Source organism: Anaerolineales bacterium (genome assembly GCA_030583885.1).
In the GTDB taxonomy this organism is placed as follows: domain Bacteria; phylum Chloroflexota; class Anaerolineae; order Anaerolineales; family Villigracilaceae; genus Villigracilis.
On the sequence record CP129480.1, the window covers coordinates 3,979,134 to 3,995,855 of the forward strand.

Here is a 16,722-nt window from a genome sequence, read left to right on the forward strand (position 1 = left end):
TTACGCTCCCACCGCGGAATAGCGCTTCACGCCATTGCGCCAGACCCAATTGAAGAAGAGCAGCGCGATACCCAGCCAGACGAATGACATCACGTAGCCGTGGATGATCTGTTCGATGGATAACCTGCCGAGGATCAACTGAATGGGATAATAGATGAGCAGTTGGAACGGGAGATATTGAGCGATATCCTGAATGACCTGCGGCATGAGCGTGAGCGGCACGAACTGCCCCGAGAACAGCAGGATCAGCGCGAAGTAAAACTCGTGGATCGAGTATACACGCGTCGTCCAAAAAGCGAGCGCGGTAATGGCGGCGGAAAGCAGGTACCCGATGAAGAACGCCAGCAGCATGGCGGGAATGGCCAGCAGGATGCCGGCCAACGACGCACTGCTAAAATCGGGTTTGTAAAGAAAGAACAGGATGATCCAGATGGGAACCAAGCCCATGATGGTCAGCATTTTGAACGCCACATTATTGACCAGCGCGTTGGTCAGCATGGGATGGATGGGCTTGATCAATTCACCCGAAAGCGAGCCGTCCTGGATCTTGTACCCAAAGGTATGGATGACAATGTTGCTGGTGATCTGGTCCACGACCAAAAGTAGCATGTAATAGGTGATGAAATCGTTGGCGGTAAACCCGTTGACCTCGCCTTTGACGTTTGCAATGCTCGTCCACACAGCCAGATAGATGATGGGCGAGACCAGCCAGTACAGCAGATACATGATGAGGTTGGCGCGGTACTGCCACTGCTCAGCCCAATTCACATGCCAGAGTCGTTTAATGATAAGGAACATAAAGGTCTCCCAGTCTCATTTGGAGATTGCTTCGTCGTCGCCCCGCTCCTCCTCGCAACGACGGATAATCATTGATTGAACGCCTGCTTGATGACATCCTCGATGGGCGGATCGGTGATAGTGATGTCGTGGATGGGCAGGTCAGCCAAAAGTCGGGAAGTGACGCGCGTCACATCCTCCGCCTTGACCTGTATGTAGCGCTTCTCCCAGTCCTCTTCGTGTTGAACGGGTTCGCCATACCAGGAGAGATCATGCGAATCTGCCTCGGCAAGCGCAATGCCGATCAATTTGAACGGCGCGATCTTCTTCGAAAGCGTATTGATGCCGCCGTCATATTTAAGCTGACCGTGATGGATGATGATAATGCGCTCGCACAGCGCGGTCACATCCGCCATGTAATGGCTGGTGAGCAGGACGGTCGCGCCCGTGCGTTGGTTGTATTCCTGGATGAATTCGCGGATGCGCGCCTGCCCCGTGAGGTCGAGACCGATGGTCGGCTCGTCCAAAAACAAAACACGGGGACGGTGCAGGAGTCCCGCCGCGATCTCACACTTCATCCGCTCGCCCAGGGAAAGATTGCGGACAGGTTTTTTCATTAGCGGTTCCAGTTCGAGCAATTCGTCCAGTTCCTTGTAGGTTTTTTTGTATTCGTCGTCGGGAATGCGGTAAATCGCCTGATTCAGCAGAAACGAATCCGCCGCAGGGATGTCCCACGAAAGGCGGTTGCGCTGCCCCATGACAAGCGTCATTGAACACAAATACTCGGGCTTAAGGTCCCACGGTGTGAAGCCAAGCACCTCCGCTTTGCCGCCTGTTGGATGCAGCAAACCGGAAAGCATTTTGAGCGTGGTGGTCTTGCCCGCGCCGTTCGGACCGAGAAAGCCGACGACCTCGCCGCGTTCGATGGTGAAATCCACCTGTTGGACCGCCTTCACATCCTTGTATTTGCGGTTGAAAAATCCGCGAACCGCCGCGCCAAACCCGCCTTCGCGCTCAGGCACTTGATAGGTCTTGCTCAATTGTTGGACGGTAATTGTAGGGGACATAAAAAATCTCTCCTTGCGAAGGAGAGATTTTATCATTAATAGAACAAATTTTCCAGAGCTTAAAACGCCGAAACACGATACCAGACATCCACACTCACATGGATGGTCTTGTTGTGCTGAACATCCATCCCCAAACTCGGTTCGGGGGCCGCAGCCGCGCGAGCCCTGGGCATCGACTGCGCGAGATATGGCATCGGTGCTTCCTCGTCATACGCATTCTCGATGAAATCATACACGCCGAGCAACTTCACACCCAGCGACGCCGCCGCCTTTTTCGCCTTGGCTTTCGCCTTCTCGATGACCATCGTCAACATCCGCTCCCGCGCTTCGACGAGTTGGTTCACCTCTTTGGCTTTTTTCATCGCCTCCGCTCCGCTGAGGATGGATGCGCCTTTGACCGTCACATGCAGGTCGGCGTGTGTGGCAAAGATTTCCTCTCTGTAGGATGCGGAGATTTTCATGGTAGTCGGGTTTGTGTTGCAGGTTTCTTCTTTTTGGATTCGAACAGCTCGCTGTTCGAGAAAACGGCAGCAAGCTGCCTGACTCCATATTTTACGTCACCGCCAATTTTTGTTTTGGATATTTCTCGTAACGTTTCTCTTCCATCACACGCCTGATTCTATCAAAACCTTCCCATATATCCGCAAAGGAAATATACAACGGCGCAAATCCCAAACGGATGTTATCGGGCGCGCGGAAGTCGGGGATGACGTTCATCTCTTCGATCAGGGCGCGGTTGATGCGGTAGCCTTCGGGATGACGAATCGAGATGTGCGAGCCGCGCATGGCAGAATCCGCTGGGGAGCCGAGCGAAAAGCCGAAGGGGACGAGCCAGCCTTCGGTTAAGAAAGAAGCGTAGTCCGTCATCAGGATGGATTTTTCTCGGAGTGCATCCATACCAGCTTGCAGAGTCGGTTCGAGGGCGGCTTCCATGATCAGCATGGAGATCATCGGCTGTGTGCCGACCATGAAACGTTGTGCGCCGGGGGCGGGTTGATGGTCAAGATCGAAGTCGAAGGGATTCTTTTGCCCCCACCAACCCCAGATGGGCGAGGTGAGTTTCTCCTGAATGGCTTTGTTGACGTAGAGGAAGGCGGGCGCGCCGGGACCGCCGTTGAGGTATTTGTAGGTGCAGCCGATGGCGAAGTCTGCCTTGCAAGCGTCGAGGTGGACGGGGACAGAGCCGACGGAGTGGCTGAGATCCCAGAGCACGAGCGCGCCTTTGGCATGGGCGAGTTCGGTGATACGGCGCATGTCGTACATGTAGCCGCTTTTGAAGACGACATGCGAGAGTGTGACGAGCGCGGTGTTTTCGTCGATGGCAGCTTCGAGCGCGGCGAGGTCGGGGGTGATGTCGTTGTCGCTGGCGCCAATACGGATGATTTCGTGGTCTCGATACGACGGCGGTGGTTGAGTAGCGTTCGTTGCGTATCGAAACCCACTGCCGTCTACTCGACCACCAAGTAAATTAGTAATTCCTTGAAGAATATAAAGATCAGACGGGAAGTTGAAGGTGTCGGTGATGATGCGGGTTTTGTTTGGCTGAAACGTGAGCGCGGAGGTGGCGAGTTTGAAAAGATTGAGCGAGACGGTATCGCCGACAAGAGTTTGACCTGCTGCTGCGCCGATGATTCTGCCGATCTTGTCACCGATGCGGGCGGGAGCTTCCCACCAGCCTTTGTTCCAGCCGCGGATGAGGTCTACGCCCCATTGTTCATCCACAATTTGGCGGGACTTTTCCTGCGCGGCTTTGGGCATCATGCCGAGCGAATTGCCGTCAAAGTAGACCAGGGTGGGGTCTGGTATCACAAACGCCTCTTTGAAAGAGGCGAGGTTATCTTGGGCATCAAGCTGAAGGGCGAAGTCGCGGGAGGCGGAGAAGGGCATCGGGTGTTTCCTTTTCAAGAAATTATGAAACTGGCACAGCTTGAGGCTGTGCCAGTGATTCTACTCCTCCTTGCGCAGGGCGGGAAATAACAAAACCTCACGGATGGAATGTTTGTTCGTAAAAACCATCGTCAGGCGATCCACGCCCATGCCGAAGCCGCCGTTGGGCGGCATGCCGTAGCGCATGGCGCGCAGGTAATCCTCATCCAGCGGATGTTTCTCTGCATCATCAGCTTCGTAGTCGCGTCCCATTTCGAGAAAGCGCTGTTCCTGGTCGAGCGGGTCGTTCAACTCGGTAAAGGCGTTGCACAACTCAAATCCCGCCACGTATCCTTCGAACCTTTCCACGGTGAGCGGGTCGCCGGGCAGGGATTTTGCCAGCGGTGAAATATCGCGCGGGTAGTTAAACAGGAAAGTCGGCTGGATGAGTGTCGGTTCGAGGAACTCGCTCAGTAGGAAATCGATCAACTTGCCGCGCGTGGACTTCGGGTCAGGCGCCGCCTTGGGCTGTTTCTCCTTAATGGCTTTAAATAACGCCTCGGCTGTTTTGTGCTCGGCAATGTCGATGCCGCTGGTTTCAAGAATGCCCTGCCGCATCTCGAGGCGTTTCCACGGCGGCTTGAACTCCAGTTCATGCTCGCCATATTTGACCCTGGTGGAGCCGGTCACCTGCTCGGCGGCATACGAGACCATCTGCTCGGTGAGTTCCATCACCTGCAAATAATCCGCGTATGCCCAATAGAATTCCAATTGCGTGAACTCGGGGTTGTGCTTGAACGAAACACCCTCATTGCGAAAGTCACGCCCGATCTCATAGACCTTTTCCAGATTGCCCACGAGCAGCCGTTTGAGATATAACTCGAACGAGATGCGCAGGTACATATCCTGGTCGAGTTCGTTGTGATGGGTCGTGAACGGACGCGCCGCCGCGCCGCCGTACAACGGCTGCAGGATGGGTGTTTCGACTTCCAAAAAACCATGGTCATCGAGGAAGGTCCGCAGGGATTTGATCAAAGAAGCGCGTTTGCGGAAGGTCTCACGCACATCAGGGTTGACCGCCAGGTCCGCATAACGCTGGCGGGCGCGGATTTCAGGATCTTCCAGCGTGGCATAGCGGACGACCGTGCCGTCCTCCTTGGTTACGTCCTTGTCCGCGGGGAGAGGGGTGATGGATTTGGCGAGCAGTTTGAAGTCGTGGACATGAAGCGAGACCTCCCCCGCCTTGGTGCGGAACATCACGCCTGTTGCTTCCATGAAATCGCCAAGGTCGAACATCCTGTTGAAAAACTCAAGGCGATCCGCACCCAGCTCGTTCACACGCAGGAATAACTGCAGTTTACCGTCACCATCCTCGATATGCGCGAAAGTCAGCTTTCCCTTGGGGCGCATAGAGCGGATACGCCCCGCCAGCGCGGCTTTTACTTCGACATTACTGGCTTCGCCTGTTTCAAATTCCACAATCGCCTGGACACTGGTATGTGTGCGGGTGGCGCGAGTGGGATATGGGTTGATGCCTTCGGCTCGCAGTTCTTCGATCTTCTGCAAACGGATTTTTTCAAGGGAATTGTATTCTGCCATGGTCTTCCTTAACTCCCTTCCCCCACTTGGGGGAAGGGTAGGGGATGGGGGTGGTGAGGGTAACAAAATAAAAAAAGCCCCGCCTCCAATGCAAATTGGACGCGGGGCGAATGGTTGCGCGTCCTGTTCCTAGCCGACTTTGAGGATCTTCACATTGTAGGTGCCGCCGGGGGTTTCCACTTTCACGATATCACCTACCTTGTGACCCAAAATGGATTTGCCGATCGGCGACTCGTTTGAAATTTTACCTTCGCGCGGGTTGGCTTCCGCCGCGCCCACGATGGCGAAGGTTTCAGCCTCAAAGTTGCCTTCTTTGATGGTTACCTTGGAACCGACCTGAATGACATCGCTCTTCTTGCCTTTGCCGTTCTCTTCGATAATCTGGGCTGTGGCAAGCAAAAGCTCCAGTTCCTGAATGCGACCCTCCACAAAAGCCTGCTCATTCTTGGCGGCCTCATATTCTGCGTTTTCGATCAATTCCCCGCCTTCCATCGCCTCATGCAGCCTTGCGGCCACCTCCATGCGTTTGGTCGTACGTAGATGATCCAGTTCCTCTTGAAGCTTCTGAAAGCCCTCTTTGGTAAGGAAATTGGTTGGCATAGTATTGTCCTGCACTAATAGAATTTTGCATCTCTGATTCAGAGATGCAAGCGATTAAAAATTTCCGGTGGCATGGCCGGAAAGGTGCGCTTACTATATCATGATTCAAAACGAGATTCAAGCCCCAAAAGCATGAGAAATTTGTCTAGTCAGAAGACCAGAGACGGATTCCGCCATTTTCCGAACAATATTGCTGGATTTGCCCGCGCATCGCCTCTGGACTATCAAACAGACTTTCGATCTGGGATGTATATGCAGCAACCGCCTCCTGCCAGGACCATAGACCTGCCTCGCCCACCGCATAGGCATTTTCCTTCATCCCAGCCGTGTGCAGACCGAGTGTCTCGGGTGATTTGAAAAAATAGGGAATATCAGCATAATACAGCGTGGGACGCTGGAGCAAATCCACGGCACGCCGGACAAGAACATGGTCCACGTGTGAACCCAGCCCAAGCTGGCAGGCCAGTTGGTCGGTCGGTTGGAGACGCGTGGATACGGCTTCTGCGATTCGGGCAGGAAAATCCGCCTCGTCCTCATGTACCGCGGCGTAGATATCCCCATACAGCCATTCGCCATTTTTTCCGCGGCGGTAAATACAGTCAAGAAAATCAAAGTGGACGGGAGTTGCGCCAACAAGCTTGCAGGCCTGGGAGTCCTCGGCGCGGCGCGCGCGGATGAGTTCGGCCGTGTCTGAAATGCCCCAACTGTAATGAAGCACCTGGGCAAAAGAGGACAGTTCTTGGTCTGTCGGAGAGCCGCACAAGAGTGTCCAGATTTCAACCTGGTCCCCTGCGCGGGTCTGCTCGTATATCAATCCACCGGCGGAAAGCACGGCATCATCGAGATGGGGGGAAATGTATATCCAGCGCATCAGGCAGTTTTACCATAAAAAGGCAATGAATTTTAATGATCAGTCCGTGTACACTATGGATAACGAGGTGTAATGAAGGAACGGCGCAAACAGGAACGCAAGGGTCTGGCTGCCTACACACAGGTCTATGACTTGTATGGAGGTTCCCGAATCGGATATCTTGGGGATTTGACATTGAAAGGGGCAATGGCGATTTCCGAGGATACCATGCAGGTGAATACCGATATCACGCTTGCCATCGAATTGCCCGAACTGCCCCATGTAAAAACCCGGCGCCTAACCCTGCCAGCGCGCGTGGTGTGGTGTGAGCATGATCTGAGTCCGCAGTTTTACAATGTTGGCTTTGAATTCAAGGAAGTGACCGAGGCGCAAAAGACGATGATCGAATCCGTCATTCATAATTACGAGTTCCACCGCGAGTTGCGGCAGTAGCCGCCAACTCCGGGACAGAAGCAGCTCCCATCAAAACCAGGGTGACAGCCGAAAAATGACTGTCACTTTTATGTTAAACTTCGTCCATGCAAAATGCGAAAACGCTTTTTTTTATCGCGCCTCAAAAAGTGGAGGTTCGCAAGACGATTCTGCCTGCACTGAAAGATGACGAAGTGCTGGTGGAAACCATCTGCTCCGCCATCAGCGCGGGGACGGAGATGCTGGTCTATCGCGGTCAGTTTCCGCAGTTGACCGACGTGCATGATGCGGTCAGCAGTGAGTTGATGTATCCGCTGGCATATGGGTATGCGTGTGTGGGGAAAGTGATGGAAATTGGCAGGTCGATTCATAGAGAATGGAAAAATAGATTGGTATTTGCATTCCAGCCGCATACGTCACATTTTGTTGCAAAGACCGGATCTTTATTCCCTATTCCCGATAAAGTATCTCCCGAAAATGCCTGTTTCCTTCACAACATGGAAACAGGGGTCAATCTCGTGCAGGACGGTGCTCCCATTTTAGGGGAACGCGTTTTGGTTTTAGGACAGGGAGTGGTGGGCTTGCTGACGGCTTCATTATTGGGCGAGTTCCCGCTGGAAAGGTTGATGGTCGTGGATCAATTTGAGCTGCGGATGAATGCGCTGGATGACACAGGTTTCGGGTCACAAGTCAAAAGGATGCCACCAGCCGACTTGCGACTTGCGACTTGCGACCCAAACGACTTGACATTTGAATTGAGCGGTTCCCCCTCCGCGCTGAACGATGCCATCGAACATACTGCCTTCAGCGGACGGATCGTCATCGGCTCGTGGTATGGGCAGAAGCGCGCAGAGATCGACCTCGGCGGCGCATTCCACCGCTCGCGCATCAGGTTGGTCGCTTCGCAGGTCAGCACGATCTCACCAGAACTGAGCGGGCGCTGGGACAAGTCTCGTCGATTCGACGTGGCGTGGAGGGCCCTGGAACGCATCCAGCCTGAGAAGTGGATCACGCATCGTTTTTCGCTCAATGACGCCGGGAAGGCATATCAACTGCTGGATGAACGTCCACAGGAGACGATACAGGTAATTTTTACGTATGAAATATAATTACTCCACCCTCGATACCTGCCATACCGCAGGAGGCATCGTCCTCATCATCGACGTGCTGCGCGCATTCTCCACTGCCGCCTATGCCTTCTCGCGCGGTGCGAAGAAGATTCACCTTGTCAGCGGAGTGCAGGAAGCACTTGACTTGACATCCAAACTTCCGAACGCAAAAGCCATGGGTGAAGTGGGCGGGCTTCCGCCCGCAGGCTTCGACTTCGGCAATTCCCCCACCCGCATCCTTGAACATGACTTGACGGGCATCACACTTGTCCAACGCACAGGGGCGGGGACACAGGGTGCTGTGCGTTGCGTCAACGCAGAGATGATGCTGGCGACGAGTTTTGTCGTCGCACAGGCAACGATGGATTATGTCCTGCGACGAAAACCTGAGGAGATCACCTTTGTCATCACAGGCGGGATGGGAAATGATGAGGATGTGGCATGTGCCGAATTTTTGGAGAAGCAGTTCACAGGTCAGGAAACAGAGGCGCAGAGCTTCACCCAGCGGGTATATGCCTCACGAGACGCGTTGCAGCACATGCCTGACCATCCGCAATTTCCCAAATCCGATCTGGATTATTGCTCACGCATCAATGCCTTTTATTTTGCCATGCCGATTCGACGCGAAAATGGCCATCTCATCATGCAGGCGGTGAAGGAAAATGATGTCGTTTGAGATGATCCTGATCATCGCCGCGGGTCTTTTGCTCATCAGTGTGTTGATTAGCAAGGTGTCCGACCGTTCGGGCATCCCTGCGCTTCTGTTGTTTTTGGCCATCGGGATGCTGGCTGGTTCGGATGGACTCGGCGGGATTTATTTCGACGACCCATCGCTGACGCAATTCATCGGCATTGTCGCGTTGAACCTCATTCTTTTTGCAGGCGGGCTGGATACCGAATGGAAGGACGTGCGCTTTGTGGTGAAGCACGGGGTTGTGCTTTCCACCCTTGGGGTTTTGATTACAGCGCTGATCGTGGGGATTACAGCGCAATACCTGTTGGGCTTCACTCTTTATCAGGGATTGTTGCTCGGCGCGATCGTTTCATCCACCGATGCGGCGGCGGTTTTTTCGATTTTGCGTTCCAAAAGTTTGGGGTTGAAAGGCAGATTGCGCCCGCTGCTTGAACTTGAATCAGGCAGCAACGATCCGATGGCGGTCTTCCTGACGGTTGGCATGATCCAGTTGTTAACCCAACCCAACTTGCAGGTCACGGATCTGTTCGGCGTGTTCGTTTTACAAATGGCCGTCGGCGTTCTATGCGGGTTTTTCTTTGGCAAACTCCTGGTCTTTCTCGCCAACCGCATTCAACTCGGCTTCGATGGTCTATATCCCGTCTTAACTCTTTCGATCGTGTTTCTTGCATACGGCGCCACGAATTTGTTATATGGGAACGGGTTTCTCGCGGTCTATCTTGCAGGGATTGTCGCGGGACATCAGGACTTTTTGCATCGCCGCAGCGTCATCCGCTTTCATGACGGTGTGGCATGGTTGATGCAGATCACAATGTTTCTGACACTCGGACTGTTGGTCTTTCCATCGGAAATCCCTCCGGTCATCACTACGGGACTACTGGTCGCCGCCTCCCTGATCTTTCTCGCCCGTCCGATCAGTATCTTCCTCACCCTTTTGCCAACCAGCTACACCTTCAAGGAAAAGCTCTTCATCTCCTGGGTGGGACTTCGTGGAGCGGTACCGATCATCCTTGCCACCTATCCGCTCATTGCAGGACTTGAGCAGGCAGAGATTATATTTAATATTATTTTCTTTGTTGTGCTGACATCATCCATGGTACAGGGCGCTTCGATACCGTACGTTGCCAAATGGCTGGGCGTGGATGTGCCCGTGGTAAAAAAGCCGATCTACCCAATAGAGTTCACCCCCATCAGCGGATTCAAGAGCGAGTTAAAAGAACTCGCCATCCCGGCAGGCTCGCCTGCTGATGGCAGGACTATTGTAGAGTTGTATCTCCCACAAGAATTCCTTATCATCCTGATCGCGCGCGCGCATGAGTTCATCATGCCCAGCGGCGGGGTTACCCTGTATGCAGGCGACACGTTGATCGTACTGGCGGATAAGGAAACATTCGCATCGGTGGAACATCAATTGAATTTAAAAATCTCAAGGTAGAGGTGCATCATGTACACACTCGGAGTCCGGCGGGAATTCATCGCCCGTCACTTTTTGATCGGCGGGGACTGGGGACCTGAAAACTTCCCCAACTCGCATCGTTACATTTTGGAACTGCAACTCGAAGGAAGAAACCTCGACCAGCACGGCTACCTTGTGGACATCGTGGATGTGGAAAAGCATCTCGATGAAGTGGTCGGCTACTACAAGGAGCAAATGCTCAATGAAAAGCCCGAGTTCGCCGGGTTGAACCCCTCCATCGAACATTTCGCGCGAATTTTGGCAACCATGCTGAATGAAAGAATCAAAGCGGAACATACCACTTGTTTGAAAGTGGTGCTGTGGGAGCATGAACATGCATGGGCGGCGTATCGGGTAGTTCGATAGTTGGATAGTTTTATAGTCAGGCAGTTGAAGTCCATCAAACTACGCCACTACAAAACCAGGTAACTATGAAACTGGGCTTCCTTATCTACGGCTCGCTCGACACGCTCAGCGGCGGGTACATGTATGACCGCAGGCTGGTGGAGTATCTCCGATCCCAGGGCGACACCGTGGAGATCATCTCGCTCCCCTGGCGGAATTACGCCGCGCATTTGACCGATAATTTCACATTCAAACTTCCCTCCAATTTAGATATCCTGATTCAAGACGAACTCAACCACCCCTCGCTCATTGCCGCCAATCGCAGACCGCATCCCTGCCCCATCGTCAGCCTTGTCCATCACCTGCGCTGCTCCGAACTCCGCCCAAAATGGAAGAATGCGCTTTATCGCATCCTTGAGAAAAAATACCTGCAAAGCGTCGATGGGTTCATCTTCAACTCACAGACGACGAAGGGCATGGTTAATGGATTAATGGATCGGGGAAAACCGTCCTTGGTGGCGTACCCGCCTACCGATAGGTTTGGAGAAGCGATTTCGGAAGAGGAAATAGAGGAAAGAAGTAAAACAACAGAACTGCGGATTTTGTTTCTGGGCAACATAATCAAGCGAAAGGGACTCCACACACTTTTGAAAGCGGTCAGCGATCAACCGGCAACTGTTCAGGTTGATATTGTCGGCTCCCTCAATATGGATCCGGCCTATGCCAAACAAATGCAGGATTTTGTCACAGCCAGGGATCTATCGTCCATCGTCCATTTTCATCGGGTGCTCAGCAACCAACCCCTCATCGAAAAGCTGCGCAACGCCCATGTCCTCGTCGTCCCATCTAGTTATGAAGGCTTTGGGATCGTCTACCTCGAAGGGATGGGGTTTGGCCTGCCCGCCATCGGCACGACGGCCGGCGCGGCGGGAGAGATCATCGAGGACGGGGCGACTGGATTCCTCATCCAGCCGGGGGATGCTCACTCGTTGGCAGGCAAGCTCCAGATTATGAATGAGAGGCGCGACCTTCTCATCCAGTTAAGTCTCGCGGCGCGGAACCGTTATCTAGGTCAACCAAAATGGGATCAGACGGCAGGACAGATCCGTGAATTTCTGCGTTCGTTTTTGTGATGAATGACTGAAACGGTAGGGGGGGTTTTCCGTATAATGGATACGATGATTCACACGTATCAGATCAATGGCATGCCTGTGCAAACAGGCGATCTTATTTGCACGATGAACGGCAAGCCCGATATTCTGCCCGGAGAATTCTGGCGGCTGGTCGGACGGCTCGTGCCGGGCGACGTTGACCATGTGGCAATTTACATTGGTCCCGATGGCCGCTGTGTGGAGGCGGGCGCGCGCGGCGTGATCGCATTCGATATGCCGAACGGGCATTGGAACACGGAACTCATGGCGCGCCAGCGCGGACTTTTGTTCGATACTTTTTACGGCGTCGCTTCTCCGCTGGACGCATTGGGAATTTCGAATGACGAAGAGATCCACATGCGCACAGCAATCGCAACATATGCGCTCGCGCAGATCGGCAAGCCGTATAACCTCAACTTCTTGAACGCCGAAAGAGAGGATGCGTTCTATTGCAGCCAGCTTGCCTACAAGGCCTATCAAAGCGTTGGCATCAACCTCAACACAGGTCTCGCCATGGAGCACTTGCCAGGCACGAACTACATCATTTATCCGCAGGAGATCTGGGAGGGCTTCTCACACAGACAAAGCCTCGTACAACTTATTGCGGCACCGGCATAATTCCCCTGCGGGGGGATTTTTTATTGTGATATATTCGCCCGTTATGAGACGACTCACCGGCATCCTGTTCATCGCCATCTCCGCCGCCTCGTTCGGGACGCTCGCCATCTTCGGCAGGTTCGCCTACGCAGACGGCATGGACATCTTCACCGTCCTCTTTCTGCGCTTCGGATTCTCCGCCGCATTCATGACCGTGATCCTGCTCCTGCGCAGAGAGCCTTTCCCACGCGGACGGATTCTCGCACAGCTCGTCGGCATGGGTGCCCTGGGGTATGTCGGGCAATCGTTTTCATATCTGACCGCCATCCAGCATGCCTCGGCTGGACTGGTTGCGCTTCTGCTCTATCTTTATCCCATCTTCGTTGCAATTCTTTCCGCCATCTTCCTGCATGAAAAATTGACCCGCGTGAAGATCATCGCGCTGGTCATTGCATTTGCAGGGACATTGTTCACTGTGGGTCCTGGTGGCGGGCAGATCACCGGCATCCTGCTCGCCCTCGCCGCCGCGATGATCTACTCCATCTACATCATCGTCGGCACAAATGTGATGAAGCATGTCTCGGCGGTGCAATCCTCCATGGTGATCTTTGCCTCGGCGGGCGCGGTGTATGGAGTACTGACACTCATCAATGGCGCAACCTTCCCTGCCAGCAACGATGGCTGGTCCGCCATTTTGGGAATCACCGTGATTGCCACCATCATCCCTGTCGTCACCTTCCTCGCAGGTCTGGAGCGCATCGGTCCGACCAATGCAGCCATGCTCTCCACACTGGAACCCGTCGTCACCGTCCTGCTCGCCGGGTGGCTGTTCGGAGAAACTCTGCTGCCCATCGTCCTGCTTGGCGGCGGATTGATCCTGACGGCAGTCGTGATCCTGACGCGGTCCGAATTGCGAAACCCTGATGGTCAAGCAATTCCGAGCGCGTGAAAACTCGCCTTACCCCCCAGCCATATCAGGGATATAATAAATTTGTAGCGCCTACCCGCTATTTCACGCGAATCCTGCGTCGCACCCTACGGGCGGATTCTTGTTGATGAGGTTGATCTTTCTCATCAAATGAGGTGCGACGCTATCCCACACCCCCCTAGTATACCTAGGATCCCTCGTGGTTTTAAACGAATAAGGAATCTATGGACTTCAATCAATTTCAACTCGATCCCCGCCTGATGCAGGGGATCAAAAAGGCAGGCTATGAAACGGCCACGCCCATTCAGGAAGCCGCCATGCCCGCCGCCCTGCGCGGACGGGATATCATCGGCACGGCACAGACCGGGACAGGCAAGACTGCCGCCTTCGTCCTGCCCATCTTAAATAAATTGCTCTCCGGTCAACGCAATGTCGCGCGTGCGCTCATCGTTACGCCGACGCGCGAACTCGCCGAGCAGATTAATGACGTGGTGAAGACTCTATCCGCGGGGACAAAGATCCGCAGCGCAACCATTTACGGCGGAGTCGGAGCGAATCCCCAAATCCAGGCGTTGCGCAACGGGGTTGAAATCCTCGTCGCCTGCCCGGGCCGTCTGCTCGACCTCATCCAGCAGGGACATGCGAAGATGGCGAATATCGAGATCCTTGTTCTCGATGAAGCCGACAGGATGTTCGACATGGGTTTTCTGCCCGACGTGCGCCGCATTGTGAAAGCCGTGCCGGAGAAACGGCAGACGATGTTGTTCTCCGCCACCTTCCCCGCCGATGTGGAACTGCTTGCAAAGCAGGCCCTGAAGGAACCGCAGAAGATCGCGATGGGAATCAGCCGCCCCGCATACACGGTGTCGCACGCGCTGTATCCCGTATCGCCGCATTTGAAATCCGCACTGCTGATCGAACTGCTCAAACGCACATCCACTAATTCGGTGTTGATCTTCACGCGCACAAAATATCGCGCGCAAAAAGTTTCGCAGCAAATTTTACGCGCGGGCTTCAAAGTGACCAGTCTGCACGGCGACCGTTCGCAGGGTCAGCGCCAGGCCGCGCTCAAAGGTTTCAAGGACCGCACGCATCCCATCATGGTCGCCACCGACATCGCCGCGCGCGGGTTGGATATCGAAAGCATTTCGCACGTTATCAACTACGACATGCCGGACACGGCCGACGCCTACATCCACCGCATCGGCAGGACGGGCCGCGCCGAACGTACCGGCGATGCGTTCACATTGGTCACGCCCGAAGATAATGACATCATCCGAATTCTCGAACGCATCATGGGAGGACCGATCAAACGCGAGACACTCGCAGACTTCGATTACACGCGTCCCGCCCCGCCGAGGTTTGCTTCCGGCGGACGAGGCAGAGGCGCCCCCCGCGAGGACTCCCGCCGCCCGCCCAAGCCCGCCCACACCCCAAAGAGTTATGGCAGGAACAGGCTCGCGCCGAGGAAGAAGTAAGTTCGCAGGACAGGCTGATTGCCTGTCCTGTTCATTATAAAAACCGGGCGATCCAGCCGGTATTTTTATGATATATTGCACGACAGGACCTGCACACGATGGACTCCATGGATCAAAACCCCGCTTCACAAACCCAGCCAGACCCTGTATTATCTTTTGTATTCTCCAATTCGAGCGGTGATGTGATTTTCTCCGATCACCTGTTTGCACGCAGCATGGGAGATATGGCTGCCGGCATCCTCTCCGGCGTGCCTTTAAACGCAATTTTTATGATGGATGCCGCGGCTGCCAGACAGCTGCTCGAGGCCATCAGGAAAAAACTGATCGTCGAGGATCTTCTGGTCACCCGTCATTTCAGGGCGGGTGATGTGATCCGGTATGACAGCACCTTGGTTGCCGCCCTCGACGAAGGCGGGGATTTCATGGGGGTGGACCTCGTCCTCAAGTCCGGCTCACAGAGCAACACGGTCCCGGATGAGGCGATACGAATTACCTCGCATTCGGACGTGATAAAAGCATACGTCGAAATGGAGATGAATCCGCGGAACGCATTGGAGCCAAGGACCTTCACCCAATCCTATCTGGTTGCCCAGTTCAATGCGCTTCAAGTCATGCTCGCCCGCATTGGAGGTACGGCTTCGAGAGCGGCCTTCGAAAAAGTTGCCAATAATACGGCACATTCGATGGCTCTTCCGATCCATATGGAAAACGGATATCTGAAATTCACGAATAGGAATATCGATATTCAAGGCTACCGCAGCCTGTTGCGTGCCGCCGTGGACTATGCGGTGAATGTGATCGGAAAGGGCATCGTCAAACGGGAAATGCTGCTGATCGATAAGTTTATTGGGCATGGGACGCTCGAGCTGATCTCGCAAATGGACCTGCGGATATTTTCGGACGAATAAAACGAGGTGAAATGATGTCACAAAAACACAACGTTGATATTCCCCCAAGGCATCGGCCTTTTCAGCCGGCCATCCTTGCGATCAGCCTGGCGGTCATCGTCCTGTTGATCCATGTTCCCGGGATATCCCGTTTGCTCGGACCCTTATGGGCCCTTGTCATCTATGACCTGATCGTTGCCGGCGCTGCCATCTATGCAGCCTTCCTTGCCACCCATCTGTGGCGCGCACACGAGCGAGGCGAAAAATTAAGCCTGGTCTGGGGATATATCGCAACGGGATTGATTCTATGGGCGTTGGGTGAGATCATCTGGTCTTCAGACCAGCTTTGGGGAGGAAACTCCCTGCCCTATCCCTCGATGGCGGATGTCTTCTGGATCCTGGGGTATTTCCCGCTGATTTTCGCCCTGGGCCTGCGATATTACATGCTGGGGGTCATCCCAAATAAAGGCTGGCAGATCGCCAGTCTGGCGGTGTATTTGGGGCTTTTCGGCCTTGCAGTCTGGATGATCCTCCTGCCCATCTATACCGACGCGGATACCACCAGGGTCTTCGAAAAGACCGTCAACCTGCTGTATCCGATCGGCGATCTGATTGTCGGCTTTCTTGCGGCGGTCCTGCTGATGGTATTGATCGACGGCACACTGTTCCGTTCCTGGGGGCTGGTCGCACTGGGCTTTTTTTGCGCAGCCGTATCAGACCTGCTTTATACATGGGCCGTCTGGCAGGGTACCTTTGAGGTAAACCCGGCGGGGGGTACGAATTTTGGCAGTGCTACGATCAACGTATTGTATGCCGCATTTTACCTGTTCGTGGCTGTCGGACTTTACAGACAGGCAAGATCAAAGAATGCGATTTGACTCCTGAC

Annotated in this window: 18 protein-coding genes; 11 read left to right on the plus strand and 7 right to left on the minus strand. The window is 54.1% G+C overall.

The window, feature by feature from the left end:
• From QY332_19935 to QY332_19965, 7 genes are all read right to left on the minus strand, one after another.
• The gene (locus QY332_19935) at positions 1–798 is read right to left on the minus strand and encodes an ABC-2 family transporter protein (protein ID WKZ35887.1); all 798 of its coding nucleotides are present in this window, start codon (positions 796–798) and stop codon (positions 1–3) included.
• A gap of 68 nt (positions 799–866) precedes the next feature.
• Complete coding sequence (locus QY332_19940) at positions 867–1,844, minus strand: ATP-binding cassette domain-containing protein (protein ID WKZ35888.1); 978 nt, start codon at positions 1,842–1,844, stop codon at positions 867–869.
• Positions 1,845–1,903: 59 nt separating this feature from the next.
• Positions 1,904–2,305, minus strand: a complete 402-nt coding sequence (locus QY332_19945; protein ID WKZ35889.1) for an SIMPL domain-containing protein — start codon at positions 2,303–2,305, stop codon at positions 1,904–1,906.
• Positions 2,306–2,396: 91 nt separating this feature from the next.
• Entirely contained in the window at positions 2,397–3,731 is a 1,335-nt protein-coding gene (gene kynU, locus QY332_19950) for a kynureninase (GenBank protein WKZ35890.1), read from the minus strand.
• Between the two features lie 60 nt (positions 3,732–3,791).
• The gene (lysS, locus tag QY332_19955; GenBank protein WKZ35891.1) at positions 3,792–5,309 is read right to left on the minus strand and encodes a lysine--tRNA ligase; all 1,518 of its coding nucleotides are present in this window, start codon (positions 5,307–5,309) and stop codon (positions 3,792–3,794) included.
• A 129-nt stretch (positions 5,310–5,438) separates the two neighbouring features.
• Positions 5,439–5,909, minus strand: coding sequence for a transcription elongation factor GreA (gene greA / locus QY332_19960; GenBank protein WKZ35892.1), 471 nt, complete (start codon positions 5,907–5,909; stop codon positions 5,439–5,441).
• A 145-nt stretch (positions 5,910–6,054) separates the two neighbouring features.
• Positions 6,055–6,780, minus strand: a complete 726-nt coding sequence (locus QY332_19965) for a PIG-L family deacetylase (GenBank protein WKZ35893.1) — start codon at positions 6,778–6,780, stop codon at positions 6,055–6,057.
• 72 nt (positions 6,781–6,852) lie between these two features.
• Here QY332_19965 and QY332_19970 point away from each other — a divergent pair, with 72 nt between their 5' ends.
• From QY332_19970 to QY332_20020, 11 genes are all read left to right on the plus strand, one after another.
• Positions 6,853–7,212, plus strand: coding sequence for a PilZ domain-containing protein (locus tag QY332_19970; GenBank protein WKZ35894.1), 360 nt, complete (start codon positions 6,853–6,855; stop codon positions 7,210–7,212).
• Positions 7,213–7,298: 86 nt separating this feature from the next.
• Positions 7,299–8,300, plus strand: a complete 1,002-nt coding sequence (locus tag QY332_19975) for a zinc-binding alcohol dehydrogenase (protein WKZ35895.1) — start codon at positions 7,299–7,301, stop codon at positions 8,298–8,300.
• Positions 8,290–8,976 (plus strand): 2-phosphosulfolactate phosphatase, encoded by a 687-nt coding sequence (locus QY332_19980; protein ID WKZ35896.1) that lies wholly within the window; start codon positions 8,290–8,292, stop codon positions 8,974–8,976. The genes QY332_19975 and QY332_19980 overlap by 11 nt, the downstream gene beginning before the upstream one ends.
• A complete protein-coding gene (locus QY332_19985) occupies positions 8,963–10,429 on the plus strand; it encodes a potassium/proton antiporter (protein WKZ35897.1) in 1,467 nt (488 codons plus the stop codon). The genes QY332_19980 and QY332_19985 overlap by 14 nt, the downstream gene beginning before the upstream one ends.
• 9 nt (positions 10,430–10,438) lie before the next feature.
• The gene (locus QY332_19990) at positions 10,439–10,816 is read left to right on the plus strand and encodes a 6-carboxytetrahydropterin synthase (protein ID WKZ35898.1); all 378 of its coding nucleotides are present in this window, start codon (positions 10,439–10,441) and stop codon (positions 10,814–10,816) included.
• Positions 10,817–10,881: 65 nt separating this feature from the next.
• Positions 10,882–11,928, plus strand: coding sequence for a glycosyltransferase family 4 protein (locus QY332_19995; protein WKZ35899.1), 1,047 nt, complete (start codon positions 10,882–10,884; stop codon positions 11,926–11,928).
• A 36-nt stretch (positions 11,929–11,964) separates the two neighbouring features.
• Positions 11,965–12,564, plus strand: a complete 600-nt coding sequence (locus QY332_20000; GenBank protein WKZ35900.1) for a YiiX/YebB-like N1pC/P60 family cysteine hydrolase — start codon at positions 11,965–11,967, stop codon at positions 12,562–12,564.
• 43 nt (positions 12,565–12,607) lie between these two features.
• Positions 12,608–13,492: a DMT family transporter gene (locus QY332_20005; GenBank protein WKZ35901.1), complete on the plus strand. Its 885-nt coding sequence runs from the start codon at positions 12,608–12,610 to the stop codon at positions 13,490–13,492.
• Between the two features lie 203 nt (positions 13,493–13,695).
• Positions 13,696–14,949, plus strand: coding sequence for a DEAD/DEAH box helicase (locus QY332_20010; GenBank protein WKZ35902.1), 1,254 nt, complete (start codon positions 13,696–13,698; stop codon positions 14,947–14,949).
• 107 nt (positions 14,950–15,056) lie between these two features.
• A complete protein-coding gene (locus QY332_20015; protein ID WKZ35903.1) occupies positions 15,057–15,857 on the plus strand; it encodes a hypothetical protein in 801 nt (266 codons plus the stop codon).
• 11 nt (positions 15,858–15,868) lie between these two features.
• Positions 15,869–16,714: a hypothetical protein gene (locus QY332_20020; protein ID WKZ35904.1), complete on the plus strand. Its 846-nt coding sequence runs from the start codon at positions 15,869–15,871 to the stop codon at positions 16,712–16,714.
• The last annotated feature ends 8 nt before the right edge of the window (positions 16,715–16,722 follow it).